The following is a 25,951-nucleotide window of genomic DNA, read 5'->3' on the forward strand; positions in this document are numbered from 1 at the left end:
GTTTATAAGGTTTAGCAAGTCATCATGAAACCAATCGAAGGCATCTTTGTACAAGAAGTGAAATGGTATTGCAGCAATAGGGCAGAAAAATATTTTCTCACCTTTGCCGATGCACTTGCCATGTTCATGGCATTCTGGTTTGCTGGCAAATGGATCCTCGATGCCACCGACTTGAACAGCTTCGGGCTGGATAGCTCGCGCCTGCTCAGTTACAGCCTGCTATCTCTGGTCACTGTGGCTATCTTCAAGCTGAAGGGGCATCATGCCAAGCGCCGTCCGTACTCGAATGAAATCAAGGAACTCCTGAAGATCGTCATGGTCATGGGCTTGATCGATGCTGCCCTGGTCTTCCTCGACAAGCGCGACTCCTCACGCGAGGCACTGCTGGCTACCTGGCTGCTGGTGCCATGCTGTGTCTTGCTGCTGCGTGGCATGATCAAATACCTGCTGATGAAAGCTGGCGGCTGGATACGGCCCATGGTCATCATCGGATGGGGTGACAACGCCTTGCAAACAGCACGCGCTTTCGATGAGGAAGCGTTAATGGGCTACCGCCTGATTGCGTTCCTGATCCCCGAAGGTCAAGGCCGCCTCGAACATCGTTATGTCAACCGCAGCAAGCAAATTGTGCCCTGCATTCAGCTGGGCGAAAAACCGGAACAAACGCTTAAACTGCTGGGCGACCCACATACGGTTGTCGCCCTGGAGCAAGGCGGCATCGACGCTTATCAGGGCATGATCCAGCAGGTCAGCCGTTGCGTTGCCAATATGCAAGTAGTACCTGCCGTCCGTGGACTTCCCCTGTACGGCATGGAAGTGAACCATTTCTTTGCACATGAAGTGCTGCTGCTGACCATGCGCAATAACCTGGCGCGGCCAGGCTTGCAGCTGATTAAACGCTGCTTTGATCTGATAGCCTCGGTCGGCGTACTGATCATCGGCGCCCCCGTCTTGCTGTGGATCGCAGCCAAGGTCATGGCATCGGGCCGTCCCATCTTCTACGGCCACAAACGCGTAGGTCAGAATGGCAAGCATTTTCTTTGCTACAAGTTCCGCACCATGGCCGTGAATGCCGACGTTTTGCTGAAGGAATTACTGGAACGCGATCCTGAAGCCCGTGCCGAGTGGGACCGTGATTTCAAACTAAAAAACGACCCGCGCATCACCTCGATCGGCCACTTCCTGCGCCGCACCAGCCTTGATGAACTGCCGCAACTGTGGAACGTACTGAAGGGCGAAATGAGCCTGGTCGGTCCGCGCCCGGTTGTCGATGCGGAACTGGAGCGCTACGGCAACCAGATCGACTATTATCTTGAGGCGAAACCCGGGGTCACAGGCCTATGGCAAGTAAGCGGCAGGAACGACGTGAGCTATGATACGCGCGTTTATCTCGATGCCTGGTACGTCAAGAACTGGTCTCTGTTCAACGACATCGTCATTCTGCTGAAAACAGTCAAAGTCATCTTCAAGAAGGATGGCGCGTATTAACAAAATATACAGTGTAAAATTTGATAATTTACACAGCAAGAAAAGGATAACAATATGATCTTAGTTACTGGCGGCGCCGGCTTCATCGGTTCCAATTTTGTACGCGACTGGCTGGCGCTCAACGATGAGCCCGTGGTCAATTTTGACAAACTGACCTATGCTGGCAATCTCAGCAATCTGGCCAGTCTGGAGCAAGACCCGCGGCATATCTTCGTACGCGGCGATATTTGCGATACCGCCCACATCTCCCGCCTGCTGGCCGAACACCAGCCCCGCGCCATCGTGCATTTTGCCGCTGAGAGCCATGTCGATCGCTCGATCCATAGCCCCGGCGAATTCATTTCAACCAATGTCAATGGCACTTTCAGCCTACTCGAAGCGGCACGCGCTTACTGGTCTGGTCTGACAGGCGAAGCCAAGGACGGTTTCCGCTTCCTGCACGTCTCGACCGACGAGGTTTACGGCACCCTGGGACCGGGTGACCCACCATTCACGGAAACAACGCCGTATGCACCAAACAGCCCCTATTCGGCATCGAAAGCGGCGTCCGATCATCTGGTGCGCGCGTATTTCCATACGTATGGCATGCCGGTGCTCACCACCAACTGCTCGAACAACTATGGCTCCTTCCATTTCCCGGAAAAGCTGATTCCGCTCATCATCAGCAATGCCCGTGCCGGCAAAGCCTTGCCTATCTATGGCGATGGCATGCAGGTGCGCGACTGGCTGTACGTGGGCGACCATTGCTCGGCGATCCGCCGCGTCCTGGAAGCAGGACGCCTGGGCGAGGTCTACAACGTCGGCGGCTGGAATGAAATGGCCAACCTGGAAGTCGTCCATACCTTGTGCGACATCCTCGATACGCTCGATCCCAAGGCATCCGGCAGCTATCGCGAACAAATCACCTATGTGCAGGATCGCCCGGGCCATGACCGCCGCTATGCTATCGACGCACGCAAGATCGAGCGCGAACTGGGCTGGAAGCCGGCCGAAACCTTCGCCACCGGCATCCGCAAGACGGTTCAGTGGTACCTGGACAACCAGGCCTGGGTACGCGATGTGCAGTCGGGCGATTACCTGAAGTGGGTCGAGAAAAACTACGCGGCACGCGAGACGGCCCAGGAGCAAAAATAATGGGAACCACCATCGAACGCAAGGGCATTATTCTCGCTGGCGGTTCCGGCACGCGCCTGTATCCCGTCACCATGGCCGTATCGAAGCAGCTGCTGCCCGTGTATGACAAGCCGATGATCTACTATCCGCTGACCACGCTGATGCTGGCCGGCATACGCGACATCCTGATCATTTCCACGCCACAAGATACACCGCGCTTCCACGAGTTACTGGGTGACGGCAGCCAGTGGGGCATCAAGCTCAGCTACGCCGTGCAGCCGACTCCGGACGGCTTGGCACAGGCGTTCATCATCGGCAAAGAATTTGTCGGCGATGCACCGTCGGCCCTAATTCTGGGCGACAACATCTATTACGGCCATGACTTTGAAACGCAGTTGCGCGAAGCCTCGGCACGCACGAGCGGCTCGACCGTATTCGCCTATCACGTGCACGATCCGGAACGTTATGGCGTCGTCGATTTCGACGCGCAACGTCGCGCCATCAGCATCGAGGAAAAGCCGCTCAAGCCAAAATCGAACTACGCCGTCACCGGCCTGTATTTCTACGACAGCCAGGTGTGCGATATCGCTGCCGGCATTGCCCCGTCAGCACGTGGCGAGCTGGAAATCACGGATGTCAACCGCACCTATCTGGAACGCGGGCAATTGAACGTCGAACTGATGGGGCGCGGCATGGCCTGGCTTGATACGGGCACACATGAATCTCTATTGGAAGCGGGCCAATTCATCGCCACAATCGAGAACCGCCAGGGCTTGAAAGTTGCCTGCCCAGAAGAAATCGCCTACCGTCGCGGTTACATCGACGCGGCCAAGCTCGAGGCATTGGCGCAACCCTTGAAAAAGAACGCTTACGGCCAATACCTGCTGCGCTTGCTCGAAGAGAAAATATACTAAAGCCTGAAAATGAAAATTCAAACCACCGCCATACCTGATGTCCTGATCCTCGAACCCACCGTGTTTGGCGATGATCGCGGCTTTTTCTACGAAAGCTTCAACCAGAAGCGCTTTGCCGAACTGACCGGTGTCACACGCGATTTCGTGCAGGACAATCACTCCAAATCGGCCAAGGGCGTGTTGCGCGGCTTACACTACCAAATCCAGCAGCCGCAAGGCAAGCTGGTGCGTGTGACGGCCGGCGAAGTCTTCGACGTTGCCGTTGACCTGCGCAAGAGCTCTCCGACGTTTGGCCATTGGGTAGGCGTGACCTTATCTGCGGCCAACAAACGCCAGCTGTGGATACCGGAAGGCTTTGCGCACGGCTTCGTGGTCACCAGCGACAGCGCCGAGTTCCTCTACAAGACAACCGACTACTGGGCACCAGAGTTCGAACGCAGCCTCCTGTGGAACGATCCGGCCATCGGCATTGAGTGGCCACTCGATGGCGAACCGCTGCTGTCCGGCAAAGATAAAGTCGGTACCTTGCTGGCCAATGCCGACGTTTTTGCCTGACCGTTACCGGCCAATCTGCCACACTGGAACAAAACTATTTCATGAGCCGTATTTTAAGGCTATGTCACCGTCAGATGTGGGAATGCTCCCAGTGTTGCTTTCAATAACGTTTCCGGTGAACGGATGCGCCCGGCGTCGAGTATCCAGCGCCACCCCAGATAATTTGGCAGATAGCGCGTCGCTACGCCGTGAAACGACCGTAGCCATTCCCGCAAACGGCTGTGATACGCATTGACGTTCTGCACGTGGGCGGCGCCCTGCACACGGATGCCTGCGCGCAAGTTGACGGCCTGGTGGCTGATGTCAGCCTCCCTGGCAAAAGCCCGGTAGGCGGCATGGCCATCGGTGACCAGCAGCACGTCCTTGTCGATGACGGGTAACAAACAGTGCTGCAGCTGCGCCTTCGTCAGCGCCCCTTTGCCAGTGACGAAGTCGAGGGTCTGGCCCGTGCGGTCGCGCGCCACCAGGATGCAGACCTGCTCATTGGAAATGCCGCGCTGGCGGGCATGGCCGCCACGGCGGCGCGCCGGACGCGTCGTCTGCCGCGATCCCTTTTCCGATTCCAGCAGATATAACTCGTCGGCTTCGGCGATGCCATGCAGGCCATGCCGCCGGTCGGTCTTTGCCAGCGATAAAAACCGGTGACGCCAGCGAAACGTGGTGTTGCGATGCACACCCAATTGGCTAGCAGCCTGGCGCACCGAGGATGAGTCGAGCAGGCAGTCGGCATAATCGAGCCACAGCGCCTTTGGCGCAGGCGCGCCACCGGCGTGCCGGTGAGCGCATTGAAGGTCCGGCCGCAGGGAATGCAGCGGTAGCGCTGCAAACCGTGTGCATGGCCGTGCCGGTGCAAGTGTGCCGAGTGGCAGGCGGGAGAGGCCAATCGAGGCTGGGCCACACTTTCCAGCAGCGCGACGGTCGCGTCGTGTGGAGAGTTGCCGCGCAGCAGGACAATACCTGCTTGCCGCTGGCGTCGGTTCAACTGCGCAAACTGCGCGATAAAACTGGTTCATTTCGCTCTACCACCTAGCCATCCACTCAACGCAGTATAGGCGCCGGTGACCGCGCTGGCATATACCAGAAATTTTCGCTGTCCCTCAGCGTATCAGTCATATTAAAGGGATGGATATGCATTACTCAATGGCGCGGCCTTCGCTACGCGGCCTCGCCATTGCACTCACAGCCAGCCACACATAGCCGAGACCACCAAGACGAGGCGGTCGATTAAACGTCGTCTTCCACCACGAAACAATAGATAAGACAAACGGAAACTCCGGCCGATTGCCTGTTGGTGACTCAATAAAGTAATTAGACGCAGCGCTTTAGTATCGTTGCCAGCAGCCAGTCGATAAATTGTCGCTGCCGCGTCGACCTGGCGTCGGTACCAACCGCTCCGAATCAATTGCACACGCTTCTGCACGGCGAAATACCCGCCGCGCGACCCGATCTCATTTCCGGCATGCTGGCGATAACGCATCCCGACTTGTGCATCGAAGTACCACGGCAGCTGCCAAGCTCTGACCAATATGTAGATCAACCAATCATGATAATGTAAGGCTTCAATATCGATCCGGTGATGCCGACAAAACTGCTGAATTTGGACGAAAATAGCGGACCGGATGACAAACGTACAGCCTTGCCCCGCCCCTTCGAAAAGAAAATCTGCGGCACGAATCGTCTTGTTCTGGCCAAGAATCTTGGTACGGCCATCGGCCCAGAATGCCTCTACTGCGCTGGAATAGGCCACTGAGCCGGAATGTTCAAGGCAGGCGATCGCATTACTCAATTTATCACCCAACCAAATATCGTCCTGATCCGCCAAGGCCACATAATCAAATGACGTGACATCAGCAGCCAAATATAACCGACGGAAATTAGCTCCTGCAGAACCGCTAGACACGCTCCACCCCATCAACTCGATAGAAACGCGTCCCGCAAATTTATCTTCAAGCAAAAGCAGCGTACCATCCTTGGATACATCGTCGCCAACTAAAACGTGAACGTCGACGTCTTGCTGCGACAGAATTGACACAAGCTGCTCGCCTAACCACAACGCACCGTTATACGTCGCCAGCAACACCAATACTTTGGGCCTTGATGGCACATCTTTAACGGCAGCGCATATATCGTGCGATCCGGGTAAGGTTTTTGACACTTCCACGCAACTCCAAAATAATTTGATAAGCGTATCGCTTGACCGTCGCCAGAGCGAGTCATTCGGTCGCCAGCGACGTCACAAGATTTTCACTACAAAGGCGCTAGGGGCTACGCGCGCACAGTCGCCGTAGCGCGAAAGAAAAAACTGCAAGCAGCATACCGGCACGGTTGACGAGTTGCTGCATCAGCGAAAATTTTGATTTTTCACCGGTTGTCGAGGCATTGGCTCCGTGACGACGATACAATAAATATACCTCCGGCACTCTGGTAACTTTGCCGAACAATGTTGCAATCAACCCAAGATACCAATCATGCATGTGGATAGTCTTCGGCAAAGGCCAAGCGTCCACAAACTTGCGTCGGCGAAAAGCCAGGCAGCAGCCAACGAATGAATTGCGCCAAAGATTCCGCCAAAAGCCGTTCCGAATACCAATGACCGACGAAATAGTATTACCCGATGGCTGCAGATTTGCGTCCACGATAGCACCATCCAGTTGCACCATATCAGCGCACAATAACTCCCGGCGAATACACTCCAAACGCCCCGGTAACCACACATCGTCCTGATCGGAAAAGACCACAATATCACCCGAAGCAGCCATTAGCAAACGCGAAAAGTTAGCGACCACGCCTCCAGCCCGATCCGTTGCCACCAACGATAAAACAGGTTCATAGGCACGCAGGATTGATAAGGTCTTGTCTGTAGAAGCATCGTCTGCAACCAACAACTCATCACCTGGGAGCAACTGCGCAACTATGCTGTCAATTTGCTCACGTAAATGATCGGCGCCATTATACGTTGCCAGACATACAGAAATATTATTCAGCATATACACACCACATTGAACTCTCACATTAGTGAACCGTCAGAGTCTTGACGACATCCAGTAATTCTGCACGGCTAGCAATTTCGTCCTTCAGTTGCTGAACGATCGTCGCGGAGAGGTTGTTTAAGCGCTGCTCAGAAACCAATAATTCAACGATCATGCGCGCAGTCGCGGGAATATCATTGAAATCAATCGTAGGGAATCGCTGTATAAAATCGATACCTCTCATTGATTCCCGGCTCGCCACCATCGGCATACCGTAAGAAAGCACATCCAGAACTTTCATCTTAATACCACCACCAAGACGAATCGGTGAAACAAATAAGTCACTTTCCCGATGATACTCTTCCAGCATCTCATCGCTAACAAACCCTAAAAAATGCACGTTCGGCGCTGCTACGCGAAGATCAACATCTGCAGCAGAGGAGCCGCATAAATACAAACCGATTGACGGATCTATTTTGAATATCTCAGGCATTAAAGTGTTCACCAGCCACTCGATTGCCTCACGATTGGGAAAATAACTTGCCGACCCGACAAAAAGAAGCTGTTTTTTTCCGGTGTACTTCCATCTGATTGGCTTCAATGCATTCAATTCCTGCCAATGTACTACCTTATCGGCCGCTCCATCGGCCAAGTCTACGGTCTCATCGACGTCGACCGATGAAATACAGATTACTCCATTAGCTTTCTGTATGATTTTCTTTTCGAACACCTTCATTTTTTGAAGTTCCAAAGAGAAAAGAAATCGATAAATTGAATTCTGTGAAGAGTAAATCAGTTGATCGCGCAGAATATGGGTTTCGACGTTATGGGATATATAGACAACAGGAATTCCGGACACTCTTTTGTCCAGCAGCGCCAATCCGGAAATATGCTCTACCACAATGACATCCACCGGATTCTGCGAAATATATTCCGCAATATGTGCAATTGCCTCCCGCGAATATGCCGCCTTGCACTGACGTGGCCACCGTCCAACGAACAAATCGAATAGTGCAGACAACTTTGCACGCAGCCCGGCGCCAATTCTCGGTGTTTCACGCGCGAATAATTTCCAACTGGTCTTCCCGGAATCTAAAATAGCTACGTCCAGTTGCGTATCGTCAACACTTACAAATACAGCGTGTACCGCCGTCGCCATTTTTTGCAACTCAACAAAATGGTTATAACATGCGCGTTTCCCACCGCTACCGGATGCGCCCGGAACTACCGCGCTCAAATATAAAATTTTCATATGATTACTCGATCAACTGGTACTGCGCCTGCATCAGCCTCTTCTTGTGATTTATTTTGCCCCCAGGTCAACGCCAGAATCATGGGCAATTGCGCAATTACTGGTAAATAAAACCAAAAATTGGTAAAAAAAGACAACAATGCACAAAAATATAGCACCGCATAAATGAGAATGTTGCGCATACTCGGATTACTGATACACCTACGATATACGAGTCCGTTTACTAAGGCCACAATGGCGACCAGCAACAAGGTAAATGGAAGGCCACCATCCTTGTATATTGGAAATATGAAAGAGGATACAGTAAACTTATCATCTTCTAAAAAGCTTCTATCCTCTTCCCGTTTGGTTCGGAGAAACGAAGGCATCAACGGATCCAAAGATTGCGCATCGTGATATGGTACTGCGGGATCGTTTGTCAAATTATCCAGATTCAGCACATTAAAAAAACTATATGAATAACCCCAAACCACAGAATCCGGTAACCACATGTACTGAGGAGTCACCTTCGCCAATATCTTGATATCACCAGAACGTAGTGAACCCAATGCACCAAAACAAACCATCAAAATAGTGAACATCAATATGATTTTTCTCATTTTGACGCGCGCTCTCAGTAATGAATATACAACAAACGACTCAACCAAAAGCGATAAAATATTTTGGCGCGAAACCAGAAATAAAAATATTATGATTACTGCAACATAAAAAAATAAATAGCGACGTTTTTTTGATGTAAGATATAAATAAAAAAATGTCAATCCAACCATATTTGCAAATGCATTAAAGAATCCATAAATACTCTTCACGCCAAAACTCAAATAATCCGCAGACGCCCCCATCAATATATTAACTAAAGGAATATAACCAGAATAGATCACATTAAAGGCGGCAATGCCAAGTAGGACGAATAGTATGGTTCCGCTCTTGACTGAGGAAAATTCCTGATCAAATTGTATTTTTTTTATTTTTATTGGTTCGACGGCGCCGACAATGCCGGTAACTAATAAATATACTACTAGGGATGAGAAAATGGCAGCATGAGCGAGAAACCCGATTGGTCGGTGTATTTCACTTATACTAAATCCGGAAAACAACAATATTACAATCCATGGCATTGAGAATGCCATTTGTGGCGACAAGTAATCGGCAATCCACGGCAACAACAATAATCCGGCAAGAATTCCCAAAGAAATCAGTACGAGATAATTTTCACCATAAATATATGCCACTAAGGCAGCACTGCCCCATATAAGGGTCAGCAAGCCAAGGGTCATTCTACTTTTCAATAAATTTAACACACTATCATTTCCAGGAATAAGAAAAGTAAAATTACAGACAGGGACGGTAAACTCCCACGTGAACGTTTATTGCTATTTAAGGAATAGACAACACGAAAAAATAGTGGCGTCGCCAAAACAGCTTGCACTTAGCAGAACTATAGTCGGCCTCGACCAGCATTTCCTTAAGCTTGTCGCCTGCATTGTCCATATAAACTTATCAAGTTTCCGAGGGGGGGGGACAGCGTAAAAGATAAAAGCGAAATGCAGTAATTCATTAAAAATCCTGCCTTATAAAAAAACGAACTTTTAAAAATATTCTAAATAATTTGTTTACATACTTATTCAACAAAACGCCTTCCAAACCAATACTTTTTAAGAGGGCAAATTCATCGTAAGTACCATTCCAATCTTTTTTAAAATAAAATGCTTCATTTACAGCTAAAAACTTCGCCAAACTTCTTTTCCAAGAAGAGTTAGTCAACTGCGAATTGATTAGGAAAATCCTGAATTTGTAACCCTGCACAACCCATAGTTGCATAACGTTATTTTTCATACTTTCATTCTCGAATATCCGGTAAACTGCCAAGTTTTTGTAAAAATGCAGCGCGCCAAATTCCATCACATATTTAGAGAAGAAGAAGTAGTCGGCAGATGGATATTCGGCAGCATCGAATCCGCCAATTTTTATTGCATTTTCTCTTGAAAAGAGTACTCCAAGAGTTCCCATATGACGGTTTCGATAGAAATAATCTTTTATGGAAATTTCTTTTACCGTCACCCTCTTTTTATTCAAAATTAATTTTTTAACACTTTTTAAAAAACGGCTTTTTTTGCCACTATCGCTTTCAAAGCGTTGGTCATCAATATCAATATTACATGATAACAATTTATTGCCATTGCTTTTCTTGAGCAATTCGAACATCGATTCCAAATAATTACTTTTCAAGAAATCATCGTCATGCAATATAGTGACGAACTTTCCGCGCGCCAATAAAATCCCTCTATTCCAATTGCCGAACATTCCAAGATTTTCTTTATTTTGAAAATATCGCAACCTTTCAGATTTAAAACTTTCAACCACCAATTCAGATTCTGTTTTTCCCTCTTGGAAATTATTATCTACTATCAGAATTTCATACTTAATCTTGGAACTCTGGCTTATCGCACTCTCAATTGCCTCTCTTAGCAATTGAGGCCGATTATATGTGGTTATTACTATCGAAATATCAACTTTTTGACTAATATTTTTTTCAATTTCAGCACTTTGAATTTTTAAAACAGATTCTATATGGGCATGCTGTGAAAAATTATCACAGTTAGAAAAATAATTTTTCATTAATTTTACGCGACTCTAAAGAATTTTTTCTATTTATAAGAAAATCTCAAATAATCCAAGATACTGGTGCTCATAGCAAGCACAATGCCTGAAGTGCATTCATTCAGCCTGGGCGGCCTAACGATAATAACCATTTCCCTACCAATCGGCGCCATTAACAGCATCAACGCATTCGATGTTAACTTCCATGATGAAAACTACGTGCCTTAGATTGCTAACAGTGAGCGTTCAACAAATCCACAAAAATGATGGGTGGCAAGCTAATGCACTGTTTTTCAAGCAGTTTTCACCTACTCAGCGATTACCGCCCATTGCTGTGTCGACCGTCGAGCTGCCGTGTGTAATCTGAGCGTTATTAGCAATTACCGAATCATTGCATGAAAGCGACTCTCGCTAAGCTATCAACCAAACTTATCATGTTTTTTTAGAATGAGTACGTTCATTTTTTATATCTCGAGATTAATTTATAAAAATGAAATATCGCGGTTTGACGTGGTTTCATCCATCTGTGCATTAGAAATTCACACCAAAGAATTCTTCAATCTTGCTGATCGAGAAGTCCATCATTTCCTTGGTCAGGCCAGGGAAGACGCCAATCCACAACGTGTCATGCATGATACGGTCGGTATTCGTCAGCTCGCCCGAGACGCGGTAGTTACGCCCGATCATGTACGGTTGGCGCGTCAAGTTGCCGGCAAACAACAAACGCGTACCGATCTTGTTTTGGTCCAGGAATGTCAGCAGGCTGACACGGTCGACGTTTGCTTCCGGACGGAGGGTGATGGGGAAACCGAACCACGATGGGTCCGAGTTCGGCGTCGCTTCCGGTAAGATCAGGAATTCCGCACAGCTTTGCAGGCCGTTTTTCATGTAGTGGAAATTGTCCTTGCGCGCCTGCACGAAGCCGGCCGCGCGGTCCATCTGTGCCAGGCCACAAGCGGCCTGCATGTCCGTGATTTTTAAGTTGTAACCGAGGTGGCTGTAGGTGTACTTGTGGTCGTAGCCGTCTGGCAGGGTACCGAGCTTGCAGCAGAAACGCTGGCCGCAGGTATTGTCCTTGCCCGGCGCACAATAGCAGTCGCGGCCCCAGTCGCGGAACGATTCGGCAATCGCTTTCAGTTCCGGATTGTTGGTAAACACCGCGCCGCCTTCGCCCATGGTGATGTGGTGCGCAGGGTAGAAACTCATGGTGCCGATATCGCCAAAGGTGCCGCACATCTGGCCGTTGTAGGTGGCGCCCAGGGCGTCGCAGCAATCTTCCACCAGCCACAGATTGTATTTCTTGCACAGCGCGACGATGACTTCCAGATTGAACGGATTGCCCAGGGTATGGGCCAGCATGATAGCCTTGGTCTTGTCCGTGATGGCCGCTTCAATTTTCGAGGCATCGATGTTATAGGTGCCCAGCTCGACGTCGACGAAGACGGGCACGGCGCCAAACTGCAAGATCGGGTTGACGGTGGTCGGGAAGCCCGCCGCCACACCGATGACTTCGTCACCTGGCTGAATGGCACGCGCGCCCAGTTTTGGCGAGGTCAGCGCCGAGAAGGCCACCAGGTTGGCCGATGAGCCAGAATTGACGGTGATCAGGAATTCGACGCCGATGAACTTGGCCAGGCGCTGTTCGAATTCGTCATTGAAACGTCCGGTGGTTAGCCAGGCGTCGAGCGAGGCTTCGACCATCAGGCCCATTTCAGGCGCACCGACTACTTTGCCGGCCGGTGGAATCACCGTCACGCCCGGTTCGAATGGTTTCGGTACGCTGGCCAGTGCGCCGTATTGCGCTACCAGGGCAGCGATCTGTTCGCGGATTTGTTGTTGGGTCAGTTGTTCGCTCATGATACAGCCTTCAATTTGTTAAGTATTTTGATAAGTCGTGATTTGCGCCAGCGTCATTGCACGCATGTCGGCGCCCTGGTCGCAGGCTTTATGCCATTCGACGATGTTGGCGATGGTCTGGCCGATATCCCAACGCGGATGCCAGCCCAGCTGGCCGCGCGCCTTGGAACAATCGAGCTTCAGATAGGTAGCTTCGTGTGGATGGTCCTGGCCATCGAGCGACCAGGAGGCGCCGGCGCCCCACTCCTGCGTCATGCGCTCGATGATCCATTCGACGGGCTTGGCATCGGTATCGTGCGGGCCGAAGTTCCAGCCCTCGGCATGCACGGGGCCTTCCGTGTACAGTTTTTCCGCCAGCGTCAGATAACCGCTCAGCGGCTCGAGCACGTGTTGCCACGGACGGATGGCGTGAGGATTGCGGATCATCACCGGCTCGCCGGCGCCAATGGCGCGCAGCATGTCGGGAATCAATCGATCCAGCGCCCAGTCGCCACCACCGATGACGTTGCCGGCGCGGCCGCTGCCCAGGGCAATGCCGTGCTCGGCGTATTTGTCCGCATGGAAGAAGGAACTGCGATAGCCAGCCGTGACGAGTTCGGCGCAGCCCTTGCTGTTGCTGTAGGGATCGTAGCCGCCCATCGCTTCGTTTTCACGGTAGCCCCAGGGCCACTCGCGGTTTTCGTAACACTTGTCGCTGGTGACATTGACCACCGCGCGCACGCCAGGCGTGGCGCGCACGGCTTCAAGCACATTCACCACGCCCATGACGTTGGTGGCATACGTTTCCACCGGGTTCACGTACGAGTAGCGCACCAGTGGCTGTGCCGCCATGTGAATCACGATGTCCGGGCGCGCGATCGCCATGGCGCGCTTGACGGCTTCACCATCGCGCACGTCGCCGATGATCGATTGCATGCCGTGCGCGACATTGGCGACCTCAAACAGGCTGGGCGTGGTGGGCGCTTCCAGCGCGTAACCGGTCACGTCGGCGCCAAGCTGTTGCAGCCACAGGCTCAGCCAGCCACCCTTGAAGCCGGTATGGCCGGTGAGGAAAACGCGCTTCCCTTGCCAGAATGCGGGATTCATCAAACCGCCTTCCAGGGCGCCTTGCCCGATTGCCACAGCTCTTCCAGATGCACCTTGTCGCGCAAGGTATCCATCGGTTGCCAGAATCCGTGATGGAAGTAGGCATCGAGCTGGCCTTCTTGGGCGAGGCGCTCCAATGGCTGCTTTTCCCACACGGTGCTGTCCTCGGCAATATAGTCGATGACTTGCGGCGACAGCACGAAATAGCCGCCGTTGATCCAGGCGCCATCGCCCTGTGGTTTTTCCTGGAAACTGTTGATCTTGTTGCCATCCAGATTCAGCGCGCCAAAACGGCCTGGCGGCTGGGTCGCGGTCAAGGTGGCGAGTTTGCCGTGCGCTTTGTGGAAGGCGATCGATTCGGTAATATTAACATCGCTCACGCCATCGCCGTAGGTGAAGCAGAACGCCTCTTCGCCTTCCAGGTAGGGCTGAACGCGCTTCAGGCGCCCGCCGGTCATGGTTTCGTCGCCGGTATCGACCAGCGTAACCTTCCAGGGCTCAGCGTTGCGCGCATGCACTTCCATCTGATTATTCTCCATATCGAACGTCACGTCCGACGTGTGCAGGAAATAATTGGCGAAATATTCCTTGATGACATAGCCTTTGTAGCCGCAGCAAATCACAAAATCGTTGATGCCGTGGCTTGAATAACTTTTCATGATGTGCCACAAAATTGGCTTGCCACCGATTTCCACCATTGGTTTTGGTTTTGTAGAAGTCTCCTCACTAATACGGGTTCCCAGTCCACCAGCCAGAATTACAGCCTTCATCTTCGTTCCTTAATCATCAAATCAAATTCTCGCCAATACTTTCAAGGCAACTGCATCAATCAAACATCTTGTCTTTTCCAGGAATTTTTAAAAATATCCCAGCGATATTTATTATTGTCATTTCTCATGGAGCACAAATAAGCACCGCGCACATATGCAAAAGCCAAGCCTAGGAAGCCACCAAAAATAAAACCCAGAAGTATAATCATTAATTTCTTCGGCTTTACTTCCTTTTCCGCCGGAACAGCAACATCAAGGATTTGAATAACAGAGGAATCTTTTGCCTCTTCAATTTTAGCCAATTCATATTGCTTTGAAAGCAACTCAAACATTGCTTCCTGATATTTGACATTACGCAAACTACGTACATATTCGACGCCAATTTTAGGGATATTCCCTGTTGGCACCATTAAATCACCATCGCTATTCACTTTTCCAAATTTTAATTTTTCAAGTTGCGTTTTATATCCCTGTATCTCTCCCTGCAGGCGCTGCAGATCAGGATTATTATTTGTTGCAAAACTACGCATTGCATTCAATTGCACTTCCTTGGCCGCAATCGTTCCTTCTAACTGTGCAACGTTACCGATGATGCCTTGCACTTGACCATCTAGTTGCAACATTCCTGTTTTCTCTTGAGTATTGCGCAGTCCAACCTCAGCATCCGCCAATGAATCCTTGGCAGCTATTAACTGTTTTTCAAAAAAAATACGACGTTGCCCAGCATCTGTAACTGCTAAATTTTTTGTGAGTGAAGACAATTCTCCTACAAAGGCGTTAGCTAGTTCGGCAGCAAATTTCGGATCACGGTCTACAACCTGTACAGAAATAATCCCGGATTTTTCACTGCTGACACTGACCAACTCATCTAGCTTTTTTCTGGCATCATCTGATGTCTTTACAGAAAAACGCTTTCTTAGATCAAAATGAGAAATTAAATTATCCGCAATGGTTCGACTATTCAACATTGCAACGTACAAATCATTGGGATTTTTCAATCCACTAATACTACCTGCCGCTCCGGCCAAGCCGCCAAGTTGCCCCAACATTGCCGCGATCCCGGAGCTTTGCTGCTGAGGCGGCAAAATAACTGCTGTGGATGAAAAAGTTGGCTTAGTAAGAAATGCGACAGCAATTGCGAAACTTCCGACGACAAGCGGCATCATGAACAAAATTTTCTTCTGCCGAGCAAGCATCGTCAAGATATCAAGGAAATCCATTCCGTTATTACTTACCGACGAGTGCTGCTCTTTATTTTTCATTTCCTCAGACATCTTTTTCTTTCGCGTTGTAACCCATAACATTTAAAACGTCGACGATTACCGTTGTACTTGCGGATAACGCATAACAGCCAACTCGATATCCGTCATACCATTAATCCTTCAACACCTTCAAACCGGCTGCACCCAAGCCAAACTGATAAAAGATGGCCGTCCAGTCCTTCAAACTCTGCATGAATGTACTACGTTCAATTTTCTCCGGCACCACCACGGTATCGCCAGGATTCAATGCTGTGCCGCCGAGTCCGCCGAACCAGCCAGTGCCTTGGCCGCTCTGCGCCGTTCCATCGGCACGAATCACGTACATCTCCGATTTATCCGCCGTGGCCGTAATACCCCCAGCTTGCTGCACATAGTCGTTGACCGTGCGCTGTGGACGATACACAAACGCGTTTTGCTGGAAGACGGAACCCAGCACATCCACGGTGCCCGGACGGCGCGGGATCAGGATCGAGTCGCCGTCCTGCAGGGGCAGGTCAGGCAGGTTTTTCACTTGCGTGTCGACACCTGGCAGATCGAGGACGATGCGTCCTTCCGCCTTGACGGTACGCAGCTTTTGCACAATGCGACGCTGCTGCTCGACTTCGGCGGCGGTCTTCGCTGCATTTTCCTTGTCCCCCGAGGCAGACATGCGCTGGGTGGCGTTCGATTCCAGGTCACGTTCGAAGCGGTCGGCCACTTGGTTCAATTTAAGTTGCTGGGCGCGACGTACGGATTCGCGATTCAATTGGGTTGCGTACAGGTAACCATTTTCATTGGCGCCGCCGACACGAGCGATCAGCTCACGCAAGGTTTCGCCTTTTTTCAACAGGAAAATGCCGCTTTGCTTTGCTTCGCCAGCCACGCGCACGTATTCATTCTGGATTTGTGCCTGGACGGGTACGGCGCCTGGTGCAAACACGCGCAGGATATCGGTCGGCTTGACGGCAATCCCGGCCAACTGGCTGCTGGAGACACCTTTGTCAGCCACCAGTTCCAGCACGGTCTTATATTGATTGTCGATATTCTTTTCGACGATGATTTGCTTGGTTTCTGCTGCCGAATCAAAACCACCGGCCCAGCTCAGTACATCGGCCAGTGTCGGATTGCCTTTCAACTCGAAAATGGCCGGTTGCTTCACGCTTCCCGTCAAAGCCACCAGCGGGCCAACTTCAGGAATATAGATCACGTCGCCGTCACGCAAGGTGACGTCGCGGCTCTTGTCGCCCTTGACCAGCATGTCATACAGGTCGAAGGTGCTGACGGTATCCTTGCCGCGCTTGAGCTGGATATTGCGCATGCTGCCGGTGGCGTCCGGACCGCCCGAGGTAAACAAGGCATTGAGCAGGGTGCTCATGGAATTCAGGGTATATGTGCCAGGACGTACCGCATGGCCAACCACATACACTTGCACGGCACGCGTTTGCGCGATGCTCGCTGTCAGGTCGAAGTTGGTGTAGATCTTGCCAATGGCTTTCTTCAGGTAGCCCTGCAAATCCTTGTACTGCACGCCGCTGACCTTGATGGAGCCGACGCGCGGAATGAAAATCGCACCGCTGCGGTCAACCGTGGCGCTGACATCGATGTCAACCATGCCCCAGCCGCGTACCTGCAACTCGTCGCCCGTGCCTATCGCGTATTCCTGGTTCACCTGGACACCATCGAGCGGCGCAAAGGTGGACGGCACATCGCTGAACAGATCCTTGCCAAAGATGCTCAGTTTTTTACCCGTCACGCCATCGACATACTCTTCGAAAGCACCGACTGGCGTGTCGGCATCTGCAGCGCCGCGTTTGGTGGCAGTGTTGGCGGGCAAAGATTTGACTTGCCGTTGCTCACCGCGACCACTGCGAATGCTGGGCAAGCTGCTGCCGCCCATTTCATTGGCCTGTGCACGGGAAATATCCGTGCGAGGCATGTCAGTCGCGCCAAGTTCCTGCTCTACGGCATAGGCCGAAGTGGCCCCAAGCAGGAAAGCCGAGAAAATCACGTGTTTCACGAAAGGCGGGGGAGTACGAAATTGCTTTTTCATGCTGGTCTTTGTCTGGATGAATGATGTTGTATGAGTAAAGGGAGCGCCATGCGCGCTTAATACTTGCCCTGCCAGGTCACGCTGATTTCTTTCGGTCCGGGATTGATCGACAGGCCCGATTTGCTCTGGTCGCGCTGCGCGTGCCACAGCCAGCTACCCATGGCGTAACCGAGAATGCCGCCGGCGACCGTGTCGGACACCCAATGCTTGCGGCCAAACACGCGGCCGGCGGAACCCACGGCGGCCACGCTGTACAGCCATGGCGCATCGTACTCCTTGGCAAATGGCGTCACGGCGGCAAATGCTATAGCCGCATGTCCCGACGGAAACGATGAGTCCGACCGGGATTTCCCGCTGCCCACACTGGTCCACGCACCCCGCTCCTCATCAGGACGAGCACGGCCAATCGCATATTTTCCCACTACTGCCAGACCGGTAGCGGCCGCCACCGACTGCATTGAAATGAGCCCGACATTCTGCAAGCGCTCATCGCCAAACGCAAACGCCGCCCCAGCCGCGCCCACCAGCGCATACGGCATGGCCTTGCCCAGCTTGTCCCAGTTGCGGTAGACCTTGGAATCTTCATGTTTCTTGACGAAACGGTCGACAGGTTTGTCGGCCAGTGCGGAGGCCACCACCACGCCGCCGACCACCGCCGTCGCCTTGAGCCATTCAGGCGCGCTAGGCGTAGCAGATGCGGATTGCTGCAGGCGCGCGCGGAAAGCCGGCCATGGGCTGACAAAGGGACGATCCGGCGGATTGACGGCAGGCAGGTGCTGTTCGTCCGGGCGCTCGGCAAAGTTGCCCAGGCCATCGTAGCTGAGCATGTCGGCGCGCGGGCGCTCGAACATGTCGTACAGGTCGCCCGGCGAGGCCACCATCTGCCCCACGTCGCGCGTCCATGGCGAGATGGCAAAGCCGGCCGTCGATTGCGTATCCATCGGCAACATGCTGTTCAACGGTACGGACAGAAAAATGCCACGGTCCTGGTATGGCTTCGATGGCGTGCCGGGGCTGGTGATATCGTTGCCGTTCGTATGCGTGTACCAGGCGCCGACTTCGATGCCGGACTGGAAGCGGCGCTTGAACTCCATGCGCACGCCCGTGTCCTTGGCCAGGAAGCGGCCGGCGCGCGCCGTCACGGTAATGTCGTGCGGCAAGCGGTAATGCAGGGAGCCGATCGCCGTCACCGTCTTGTAGTCGCGCGAATCGAGCAAGCCCTTGAATCCACGCTGTTGCAAGGCATCGACGGCCACGTCGGCCGCCCAGCGGCTGTCCTTCGGCAGGTACAGCACCTGGCCGCCGACACCGCGGAACATGTCTTCATACAGGCCGGCCGACATGCGGGTATACACGCGCTCGGCCGGATTGTCGTATTTATTCAGCAGCACGCGGCTCAGCGAGAAACGCCCGCCGCGCAAATATTCCGCCACATCGGTACGCACGTGCGGCAAGTTGCTGTTCGATGGCTGCTTGACCCCCGATACCGTTTCCAGCAACTGCAGGCTGGCGGCAGTATTCAGATACAGCCCATCGCCCAGACGGCGGTCGTAGTTCGCTACCGCCGAGATCGAATAGCGGAAGGCGCCGCTCGGGTCATTGAAGAAGAAGCCAACCTTGGGAGCGATCTTGAAACGGTTCGCCTCGCGGTCCAGCGACTTGATCTGCACCACGTCGCCATCGACGCCGACACCGACGGCCAGCTTGCCATCGTCCTTGAGGACGTTGGCAGCCTTGACGGGAGCCAGTGCGGAAACGGCGGGAGCCGGCGTGGTGGCAGGCGCGGGAGCCGCGGCAATTGCCGGCGCGGGAACTGGAGCTGGTGCAGGCGCGGCGGCAACGGCGGGAGCGGGCTTGTCGAGGAACTCCTGCAGCCAGCCTTGCTGGTCATCCCGGATGACATCGCTTTTCTCTGGATAGCGCAACAGCACGACATCGAGGAAGGCCTTGCGGTCGATCTTGCCTGCCAAATAGTCGTTCAGTTTTGGCAAATCAAAGAATTCGTAGGTGGCGATTGGCTGGTCCAGCTTGGTATACGTGATGCGCAAGGTCGTTACGCCCTTCGGCGTGAAGGCGACAGCCGTGCGCGCGGCACGGCCGACGGCGCGGCCCATGTTCGAAATACGGCTGTTGGTCAGGCTCAGGCTCAGGACATTGCCCTCTTGCTCGACACGGATATTCTTGTAATCCTGTTTTACCAGAGCATTGACCAGGTCGGCGCCATATACGGGATCGCGGTGCCATTCTTCCTTGCTCGGCAGCGGTGGCGGATTCTTGTCGTCCACGAAATACGGCGGCTCGTACACCTTGGGAATGAACTCGCGTTCGCCAAACGGAATGCTGATAAAGGCGTTCACGCTGAACTGGTCACGGCTGCGGGCCGCTTGCAAGGCAAGCCAGCCCCAGCGGTATTCCAGGCCCACGGAAGCGCCCTTGCGGCGCTTGCCCGCATTCGTTTCGCTGGCGCGGAAGTCGCGCAAGTAATTCGTTGTATCGTATTCGGCCACCACCGACCAGCGCGGCAGCGCGGCAGGCGTCCAGCGCGCGCCGGCAAACACGCCGTCCGGGCGCTTATGGGCATAGCCGAGACTCGCTTCGATATTCTTGCTGGCGCCAAAAGTCTTGGTGGCAACCACATATTGCCCCTTGACCAGCTCGGTACCGAACAGATCCGTCATGCCGACGGCGACGGACGGCATCCACTCCGTTTCCGACCACAGGCGCAATTTACCGTCGACGACCTTATCCTTGTAGCGGCCATAGCCGCTGCCATATTCGCCGGGCACGTTGGTAAAACCGGGAATGCCCGTGATCGACACATAACGTCCCGTCATTTGCAGGAAAGGCAGGATATTCGCCGTGGCCCATAACTGGCCATACGGGCTGTCGTAGCTGTAGCCGACGCTGAAGGTGCCGTCCGTTTCCACCACGGCGCTGGGCATATTGATATAGCCGGATTGACCACCATGATTCGGGGTCGCGGCCATCACCGAAGGGGCGCCAAGCACCAGACAGCCACACCAGGTATATTTGATTGATTTTCTGAGTACGCTTAACAAATCCGGCTACCTAAAATATCCTGCACCTGGAATTCCTGACAATATATTCAGAAAATCAATGAGCTTGGGGAAACGTGAATAAAACGAAAAAAGGCCAACCGACGGGCATTTTGCAATGCCACGCATCAGTTCGCCGCTAAAACTGGGCACTCCCGGGCGTTTGATCGTTGCTTAACCATGCCTCAGGAATGTATGTCACGGAATTTTAACATTGTTTTCTTGTAGCAAATGCTTAACTTGTTTCCCCTGCGCCACACCTGTCAATGCCGCACAAACGCTGTCCGCAGCCCTGCATCACGCTTGAACCGTCACTTCAAACTGCCAAATACTTTGCCGATTATCTTGCTGCCATATGCGAGCGGATTGCTGCGGATGGCTTTTTCTTCCTCGCCGATCATCAGGTACAGGCCGTCAAGCGCGCGATCCGTGACGTAGCCTTCCACCGTCGATTGCTGCTGCGGCACCAGGCCCGTCTTGCCGATCTGGCTCATGGTGCTGTTGTATTTGCTGGCCAGGCCGGAACGGTCGGTGACGGATTTCACGATGGGCAGGAATTTGACGGCCAGGGGAGCGGATGTTTTCTGGCGGAAGAAATCCGTGACGGAAGTATCGCCACCGGACAGGATATTTTTCGCATCGCTCACGCTCATCGACTTGACCGCGTCGAGCAGCAAGGGCTTGGCCATGGGCACGGCCGACTCGGCGGCACGGTTCATCGACACCACCAGATCGTCCAGCTGCTGGCCGCGGCCCGTCATTTTCAGCAAGGGCTTGGCTTGCTCGAGGATGCCGGGCAGCTTGATTTTGACCTTGTCGTTGTTCAGGAAACCATTCTCGACACCCAGTTTCGATACGGCGGCGGCGGAACCGGCTTCCAGCGCCGCTTTCAAGCCATTGCTGGCATCCTGGTTGCTGAGGGCATCGAGAGGGCCGGCGGCACCTGCGCCGGACGACAGCAGCGCCAGCGCAAACAGCATGGCGGCCGGACGGCCAGGGAAAGGGTTCAGGCGCATGGTTTTCCTTTTCTAGAGAATATACAGACCACCTTCTTCTGGAACCTTAGCACATCAAAACTGCAAATACCGCAGCAATTTTGTGCGTCTGGGGGAAACAAGGAGTGCCACAGATGGCGAAGGGAAAGGACTATACAGCACCTGCTGTTGTATCCGCGCACGCTAACGCGGGCGGCAAGGCTCAGCCTGCTATCGCCGCCAGCTGTTCGCGCACCCGCGCCAGATCCGTCTCGCGCATGCGCGCCGCCGTCTGGCGCAAGGATTTTTCAGCGCCCACCACGCCGGCCGCCACGGCCATCGACAGCCAGATATACGCCTGCTGCAAATCGAGCGGGCCGCCCTGGCCGCTGGCCGCCATCAAGCCCAGATTCATCTGCGCCCGCGCATGGCCCTGGCGTGCGGCCAGCGCATACCAGTCCCAGGCGGCGGCATAATCCTGCGGCACGTCCTGGCCATTGTCATGGCGCAGCCCCAGCGCGAACTGGGCCAGGCTGTGGCCTTGCGCGGCGGCGCGGCAGTAACAGGCACAGGCCTGCTGACTGTCGGGGGCAGGGCCATCGTCGCGGTCGTGCAAGACGCCCTGCATGTATTGTGCGGGCGCGTAATCTTGATCCGCGGCGCGCCGGTACCACTCCAGCGCCAGCGACAGGTCCTGCGGCACGCCCTGGCCATGTTCGTAACGCAGGCCCAGGTCGAACTGCGCCCGCACATGCCCCTGGTCGGCCGCCTTGCGGTACCAGAAGATGGCTTCCTGCGCATCGGCGGGCATGCCCTGACCATGCTCATGCAAGAGCCCCAGCTGATACTGGGCGGCGGGAAAACCCTGCTCTGCCGCCTGACGGTAGAACGCTTGCGCCTGCGCGTAATCGTGGGCGCCGTGTTCATGGTGCAGGCCCAGGTTGTGCTGTGCCGCCGCATGGCCCAGTCCCGCCGCCTTGACATACCATTCCAGCGCCGCCTGTTTATCGCAGGGCACGCCCTGGCCATTGTCGTAGATCAGGCCCAGGTTGAACTGCGAACTGGCGTGTCCCTGCTCGGCCGCGCGCCGGTACCAGGCGATCGCCTGCCGGCTGTCTTGCGGCAGCACGTCGCCATTTTCATAGCGCAGCGCCAGGTTGAACTGGGCCGGCGCATAGCCCTGCTCGGCCGCCTTGCGCATCCAGGCCGTCGCCTGCTGGCGGTCCTGGCGCACGCCCTGGCCATTGTCGTAGCGCAGGCCCAGGTTGAACTGCGCGCGCGCATAGCCCTGCTCGGCCGCCTTGCGGTACCAGGCGATGGCTTGCACGAAGTCCTGCGGCACGCCCTTGCCATTGTCATACATCATGCCCAGATTATTCTGCGCGCCCGCGTCGCCCTGCTCGGCCGCGCGGCTGAACCACAACATGGCTTGCCCGCTATCTTGCGCGAGTCCCTGGCCCTTGGCATACAGCCAGCCCAGGTTGTACTGCGCCGCCGCGTAGCCTTGCTCGGCCGCCTGCTGGTACCAGTGCGCCGCCTGCGCAAAATCCTGTGGCACGCCCTGGCCCTTCTGGCACATCACGCCCAGGTTGTATTGCGCATGCTCGAGCCCCTGCGCGGCAGCCAGGCCATACCAGTGCAGCGCCTGCGCATAGCTTTGTTCGATGCCCTGGCCATTGAAATACATGAAGCCCAGGCTGTGCTGGGCGTTCGCATTACCCTTCTCGGCCAGACCTTTCAGGCGCAGATAATCAGCAGTGTAATGAGCAGCCGTGTAATGAGCGGCCGTGGAGCGGGGATCGGCAAGCGACACGGTCAAGCCTCGATGGTCAGCGTCCGGGACGACGCGGGGGCCGCATCGGCGATCAGACGGTTCTGCTCCTGCAGCACGCCGATGAAGCTGCCCAGCGAAATGGGCCGATGGTACAAGTAGCCCTGCATCGTGGTGCAGCCCTTGTCCTGCAGGTAGCGCGCCTGCCCTTCCGTCTCCACGCCCTCGGCGATCAGGTGCAGGCCCAGGCCGCGCGCGATCGAGATGATGGCCAGGATGACAGGATAGTGTCCGTGCTCGTCGTGGATTTCCTTCACAAACGACTGGTCGATCTTGATCGTGTGGATGGGGAAGCGGTGCAGGTACGACAGCGAAGAATAACCGGTGCCGAAATCATCGATGGCCACCGACACGCCCAGCTGGCACAGCTTGTTCAACTGCTCGATCGCATACTGCGGGTTGCGGATGCAGATGTTTTCCGTGATCTCCACTTCGATCTTTTCCGGCGCGATGCCATAGCGCGTCAGCGCGCCGCGCATCTTCTCGAAGAAGTCGCCCCGGTCCAGGTATTGCGGCGACAAATTGAGCGACAGGCGCACGGCGTCGCCGCCGGCCGCGTTCCACTGCACCAGGTCGCGGCACAGCGCGCCCAGCATCCAGTCCGAGATCGGCAGCATCAAGCCGTTTTCCTCGGCAAACGGCAAGAATTCGCCTGCCGTCAGCAAACCCCGCTGCGGGTGGTTCCAGCGCATCAGGCCTTCGGCGCCGACGATGCGGCCCGTCATCACGTCCACCTGCGGCTGGTAATACATCTCCAGCTGGTTCAGCTCCAGCGCCTTGCGCAAGCTTTGCTCGAGCGCGATCTTCTGGTGCGACACGTCGAGCATGGACTCGTGATAAAAACTGTGGCCGTTCTTGCCCAGCGCCTTGACCTGGTACATGGCGATGTCGGCATGGCGCAGCAGCTCGTCGATGGTCTCGCCGTCGCCCGGATAGATGGCGATGCCGATCGAGGCCGAGATATGCACCTGGTTGCCATCGAGGTCGAAGGGCTGGTGCAGGCATTCGAGGAATTTGTCGGCGATCAGGCGCGCATCCTGGCGGTCGCGCAGTTCCGGCAGCACGATGGTAAATTCATCGCCGCCCTGGCGCGCCAACGTATCGCCGCGGCGCAGACAATCCTTCAGGCGCAGCGCCACCTGCTGCAGCAATTCGTCGCCCTTCACGTGGCCCAGGGTATCGTTGACCAGTTTGAAGCGATCGAGGTCGATGAACATCACGGCCAGCTCCGTCAGCTTGCGCCGCGCCTGGATCACGGCCAGCCCCAGGCGGTCCTTGAACAGCATGCGGTTCGGCAGGTCCGTCAGGATGTCGTGGTAGGCCTGGTAAGAGATGACTTCCTCGGCGCGCTTGCGGTCGGTGATGTCGCGCGCCACGCCGTAGGTGCCGAAGTATTCCTGCTTTTTCGCTTCGTGATCGTGGCTGTGCATGCCGATCGAATTGAGCGGAATCGTCATCAAGGTGTTGTTGAAGGTGCGGTCGCTGCCAGTGCCGCTATGGCACTTCAGGCGCAGTTCCACATTGCGCGAGGCGCGCTCGTCGAGGCGGCGCTCATTGAAGGCATAGCGCGCCCGCTCCTGGTCTTCATCGTGTACGAGAATCGAATAATGGCTGCCGATCAGCTCTTCGCGGCTAAAGCCCAGCAACTGGTGCACCCTGTCGTTGATGAAGGTGATGCGGCCTTCGTGGTTCAAGGTATAGATGATGTCGGGCGAGCTGTCGACCAGGTAGCGGTACATCTTTTCCGAGTTTTCCAGCTGCAGCGCGATGCGCTCGTTCTCCAGCGCCAGCTTGCGCTTTTGCAGCGCGTTCTCCACCGTCTTGAGCAGCTCCTCGCGGCTGTAGGGCTTGCGCAGATAATCGTAGGCGCCACGTTTCAGGGCGCCGATGGCCGCCTCGATGCCGACGTCGCCGCTCATGACGATCACGTCGCCCTCGATGCCGCGCCGGTTGATGTGGTCCATGATTTCATGGCCGCTCATGTCGGGCAGGCGCAAGTCAAGCAGGATCAGGTCGAAGCGCAGTTTCGACAGCTGCGCCAGCGCCTCGCTGCCGCAGGTAGCCGTGTGCAGCTGGTAGCCGCGGTCCTTCAGCAATTCGTGGAGGGAGGCGAGCAGGCGTGGCTCGTCGTCGACCAGCAGGATGCGTGGGCTGTTTTCCAGGTCAAACGGAATGGCGGAGGAGTTCATGGACG

18 protein-coding genes and 1 pseudogene are annotated in these 25,951 nt (G+C 54.4%); 4 read left to right on the forward strand and 15 right to left on the reverse strand.

Annotated elements, in window-relative coordinates:
* Positions 1 to 24: 24 nt before the first annotated feature.
* From wbaP to rfbC, 4 genes are read left to right on the forward strand one after another with little or no spacing between them, the layout of a single operon-like run.
* Positions 25 to 1,488 carry an undecaprenyl-phosphate galactose phosphotransferase WbaP gene (gene wbaP, locus AC4BCN_RS27480; protein ID WP_081368237.1) on the forward strand — a complete coding sequence of 488 codons (1,464 nt, stop codon included), beginning with the start codon at positions 25 to 27 and terminating at the stop codon, positions 1,486 to 1,488.
* 54 nt (positions 1,489 to 1,542) lie between these two features.
* Entirely contained in the window at positions 1,543 to 2,622 is a 1,080-nt protein-coding gene (rfbB, locus tag AC4BCN_RS27485; protein WP_072454891.1) for a dTDP-glucose 4,6-dehydratase, read from the forward strand.
* Positions 2,622 to 3,515 carry a glucose-1-phosphate thymidylyltransferase RfbA gene (gene rfbA / locus AC4BCN_RS27490; RefSeq protein ID WP_072454890.1) on the forward strand — a complete coding sequence of 298 codons (894 nt, stop codon included), beginning with the start codon at positions 2,622 to 2,624 and terminating at the stop codon, positions 3,513 to 3,515. The genes rfbB and rfbA overlap by 1 nt, the downstream gene beginning before the upstream one ends.
* Before the next feature lie 9 nt (positions 3,516 to 3,524).
* Positions 3,525 to 4,070 carry a dTDP-4-dehydrorhamnose 3,5-epimerase gene (gene rfbC / locus AC4BCN_RS27495; RefSeq protein WP_139248403.1) on the forward strand — a complete coding sequence of 182 codons (546 nt, stop codon included), beginning with the start codon at positions 3,525 to 3,527 and terminating at the stop codon, positions 4,068 to 4,070.
* A 59-nt stretch (positions 4,071 to 4,129) separates the two neighbouring features.
* Here the strand turns inward: rfbC and AC4BCN_RS27500 are convergent.
* The 15 genes and pseudogenes from AC4BCN_RS27500 to AC4BCN_RS27570 form a co-directional block, all read right to left on the reverse strand.
* A pseudogene (locus AC4BCN_RS27500) lies at positions 4,130 to 5,070 on the reverse strand (IS1595 family transposase).
* Positions 5,071 to 5,247: 177 nt separating this feature from the next.
* Positions 5,248 to 6,231: a glycosyltransferase gene (locus AC4BCN_RS27505; RefSeq protein ID WP_175560576.1), complete on the reverse strand. Its 984-nt coding sequence runs from the start codon at positions 6,229 to 6,231 to the stop codon at positions 5,248 to 5,250.
* A 97-nt stretch (positions 6,232 to 6,328) separates the two neighbouring features.
* On the reverse strand, positions 6,329 to 7,057 hold the full coding sequence (locus AC4BCN_RS27510) for a glycosyltransferase (protein ID WP_072457795.1): 729 nt from the start codon (positions 7,055 to 7,057) through the stop codon (positions 6,329 to 6,331).
* A gap of 25 nt (positions 7,058 to 7,082) precedes the next feature.
* Positions 7,083 to 8,291 (reverse strand): glycosyltransferase, encoded by a 1,209-nt coding sequence (locus AC4BCN_RS27515; protein ID WP_081368417.1) that lies wholly within the window; start codon positions 8,289 to 8,291, stop codon positions 7,083 to 7,085.
* A complete protein-coding gene (locus AC4BCN_RS27520) occupies positions 8,288 to 9,568 on the reverse strand; it encodes an O-antigen polymerase (protein WP_338679976.1) in 1,281 nt (426 codons plus the stop codon). Before AC4BCN_RS27520 ends, AC4BCN_RS27515 begins: the two co-directional genes overlap by 4 nt.
* A gap of 280 nt (positions 9,569 to 9,848) precedes the next feature.
* A complete protein-coding gene (locus AC4BCN_RS27525) occupies positions 9,849 to 10,910 on the reverse strand; it encodes a glycosyltransferase family 2 protein (protein WP_072457789.1) in 1,062 nt (353 codons plus the stop codon).
* Between the two features lie 513 nt (positions 10,911 to 11,423).
* Entirely contained in the window at positions 11,424 to 12,749 is a 1,326-nt protein-coding gene (gene rfbH / locus AC4BCN_RS27530; RefSeq protein ID WP_338679977.1) for a lipopolysaccharide biosynthesis protein RfbH, read from the reverse strand.
* Positions 12,750 to 12,767: 18 nt separating this feature from the next.
* The gene (rfbG, locus tag AC4BCN_RS27535; protein WP_072455201.1) at positions 12,768 to 13,835 is read right to left on the reverse strand and encodes a CDP-glucose 4,6-dehydratase; all 1,068 of its coding nucleotides are present in this window, start codon (positions 13,833 to 13,835) and stop codon (positions 12,768 to 12,770) included.
* Positions 13,835 to 14,605, reverse strand: coding sequence for a glucose-1-phosphate cytidylyltransferase (gene rfbF / locus AC4BCN_RS27540; RefSeq protein WP_072457207.1), 771 nt, complete (start codon positions 14,603 to 14,605; stop codon positions 13,835 to 13,837). Before rfbF ends, rfbG begins: the two co-directional genes overlap by 1 nt.
* 59 nt (positions 14,606 to 14,664) lie before the next feature.
* Positions 14,665 to 15,879, reverse strand: a complete 1,215-nt coding sequence (locus tag AC4BCN_RS27545) for a GumC family protein (RefSeq protein WP_175560569.1) — start codon at positions 15,877 to 15,879, stop codon at positions 14,665 to 14,667.
* 100 nt (positions 15,880 to 15,979) lie between these two features.
* Entirely contained in the window at positions 15,980 to 18,043 is a 2,064-nt protein-coding gene (locus AC4BCN_RS27550; protein ID WP_338679979.1) for an SLBB domain-containing protein, read from the reverse strand.
* The gene (locus AC4BCN_RS27555; RefSeq protein WP_425324014.1) at positions 17,953 to 20,838 is read right to left on the reverse strand and encodes a YjbH domain-containing protein; all 2,886 of its coding nucleotides are present in this window, start codon (positions 20,836 to 20,838) and stop codon (positions 17,953 to 17,955) included. The genes AC4BCN_RS27550 and AC4BCN_RS27555 overlap by 91 nt, the downstream gene beginning before the upstream one ends.
* A 425-nt stretch (positions 20,839 to 21,263) precedes the next feature.
* Positions 21,264 to 21,968, reverse strand: a complete 705-nt coding sequence (locus tag AC4BCN_RS27560) for a DUF4197 domain-containing protein (RefSeq protein WP_072457214.1) — start codon at positions 21,966 to 21,968, stop codon at positions 21,264 to 21,266.
* 181 nt (positions 21,969 to 22,149) lie between these two features.
* Positions 22,150 to 23,739 (reverse strand): SEL1-like repeat protein, encoded by a 1,590-nt coding sequence (locus tag AC4BCN_RS27565; protein ID WP_338679982.1) that lies wholly within the window; start codon positions 23,737 to 23,739, stop codon positions 22,150 to 22,152.
* Positions 23,740 to 23,741: 2 nt separating this feature from the next.
* Complete coding sequence (locus tag AC4BCN_RS27570) at positions 23,742 to 25,946, reverse strand: EAL domain-containing response regulator (RefSeq protein ID WP_338679983.1); 2,205 nt, start codon at positions 25,944 to 25,946, stop codon at positions 23,742 to 23,744.
* Positions 25,947 to 25,951: the final 5 nt, after the last annotated feature.

The sequence above is a fragment of the Janthinobacterium sp. Bl 1 genome (assembly GCF_058215535.1).

Coding starts and splice junctions, on each gene's coding strand:
- wbaP (WP_081368237.1), top strand. CDS start 25: ATGAAACCAATCGAAGGCATCTTTGTACAAGAAGTGAAATGGTATTGC.
- AC4BCN_RS27510 (WP_072457795.1), bottom strand. CDS start 7,057: ATGCTGAATAATATTTCTGTATGTCTGGCAACGTATAATGGCGCCGAT.
- rfbG (WP_072455201.1), bottom strand. CDS start 13,835: ATGAATCCCGCATTCTGGCAAGGGAAGCGCGTTTTCCTCACCGGCCAT.
- AC4BCN_RS27570 (WP_338679983.1), bottom strand. CDS start 25,946: ATGAACTCCTCCGCCATTCCGTTTGACCTGGAAAACAGCCCACGCATC.
- rfbC (WP_139248403.1), top strand. CDS start 3,525: ATGAAAATTCAAACCACCGCCATACCTGATGTCCTGATCCTCGAACCC.
- AC4BCN_RS27520 (WP_338679976.1), bottom strand. CDS start 9,568: ATGACCCTTGGCTTGCTGACCCTTATATGGGGCAGTGCTGCCTTAGTG.
- AC4BCN_RS27555 (WP_425324014.1), bottom strand. CDS start 20,838: ATGCCCAGCGCCGTGGTGGAAACGGACGGCACCTTCAGCGTCGGCTAC.
- AC4BCN_RS27525 (WP_072457789.1), bottom strand. CDS start 10,910: ATGAAAAATTATTTTTCTAACTGTGATAATTTTTCACAGCATGCCCAT.
- AC4BCN_RS27515 (WP_081368417.1), bottom strand. CDS start 8,291: ATGAAAATTTTATATTTGAGCGCGGTAGTTCCGGGCGCATCCGGTAGC.
- rfbF (WP_072457207.1), bottom strand. CDS start 14,605: ATGAAGGCTGTAATTCTGGCTGGTGGACTGGGAACCCGTATTAGTGAG.
- AC4BCN_RS27545 (WP_175560569.1), bottom strand. CDS start 15,879: ATGTCTGAGGAAATGAAAAATAAAGAGCAGCACTCGTCGGTAAGTAAT.
- rfbH (WP_338679977.1), bottom strand. CDS start 12,749: ATGAGCGAACAACTGACCCAACAACAAATCCGCGAACAGATCGCTGCC.
- rfbA (WP_072454890.1), top strand. CDS start 2,622: ATGGGAACCACCATCGAACGCAAGGGCATTATTCTCGCTGGCGGTTCC.
- rfbB (WP_072454891.1), top strand. CDS start 1,543: ATGATCTTAGTTACTGGCGGCGCCGGCTTCATCGGTTCCAATTTTGTA.
- AC4BCN_RS27560 (WP_072457214.1), bottom strand. CDS start 21,968: ATGCGCCTGAACCCTTTCCCTGGCCGTCCGGCCGCCATGCTGTTTGCG.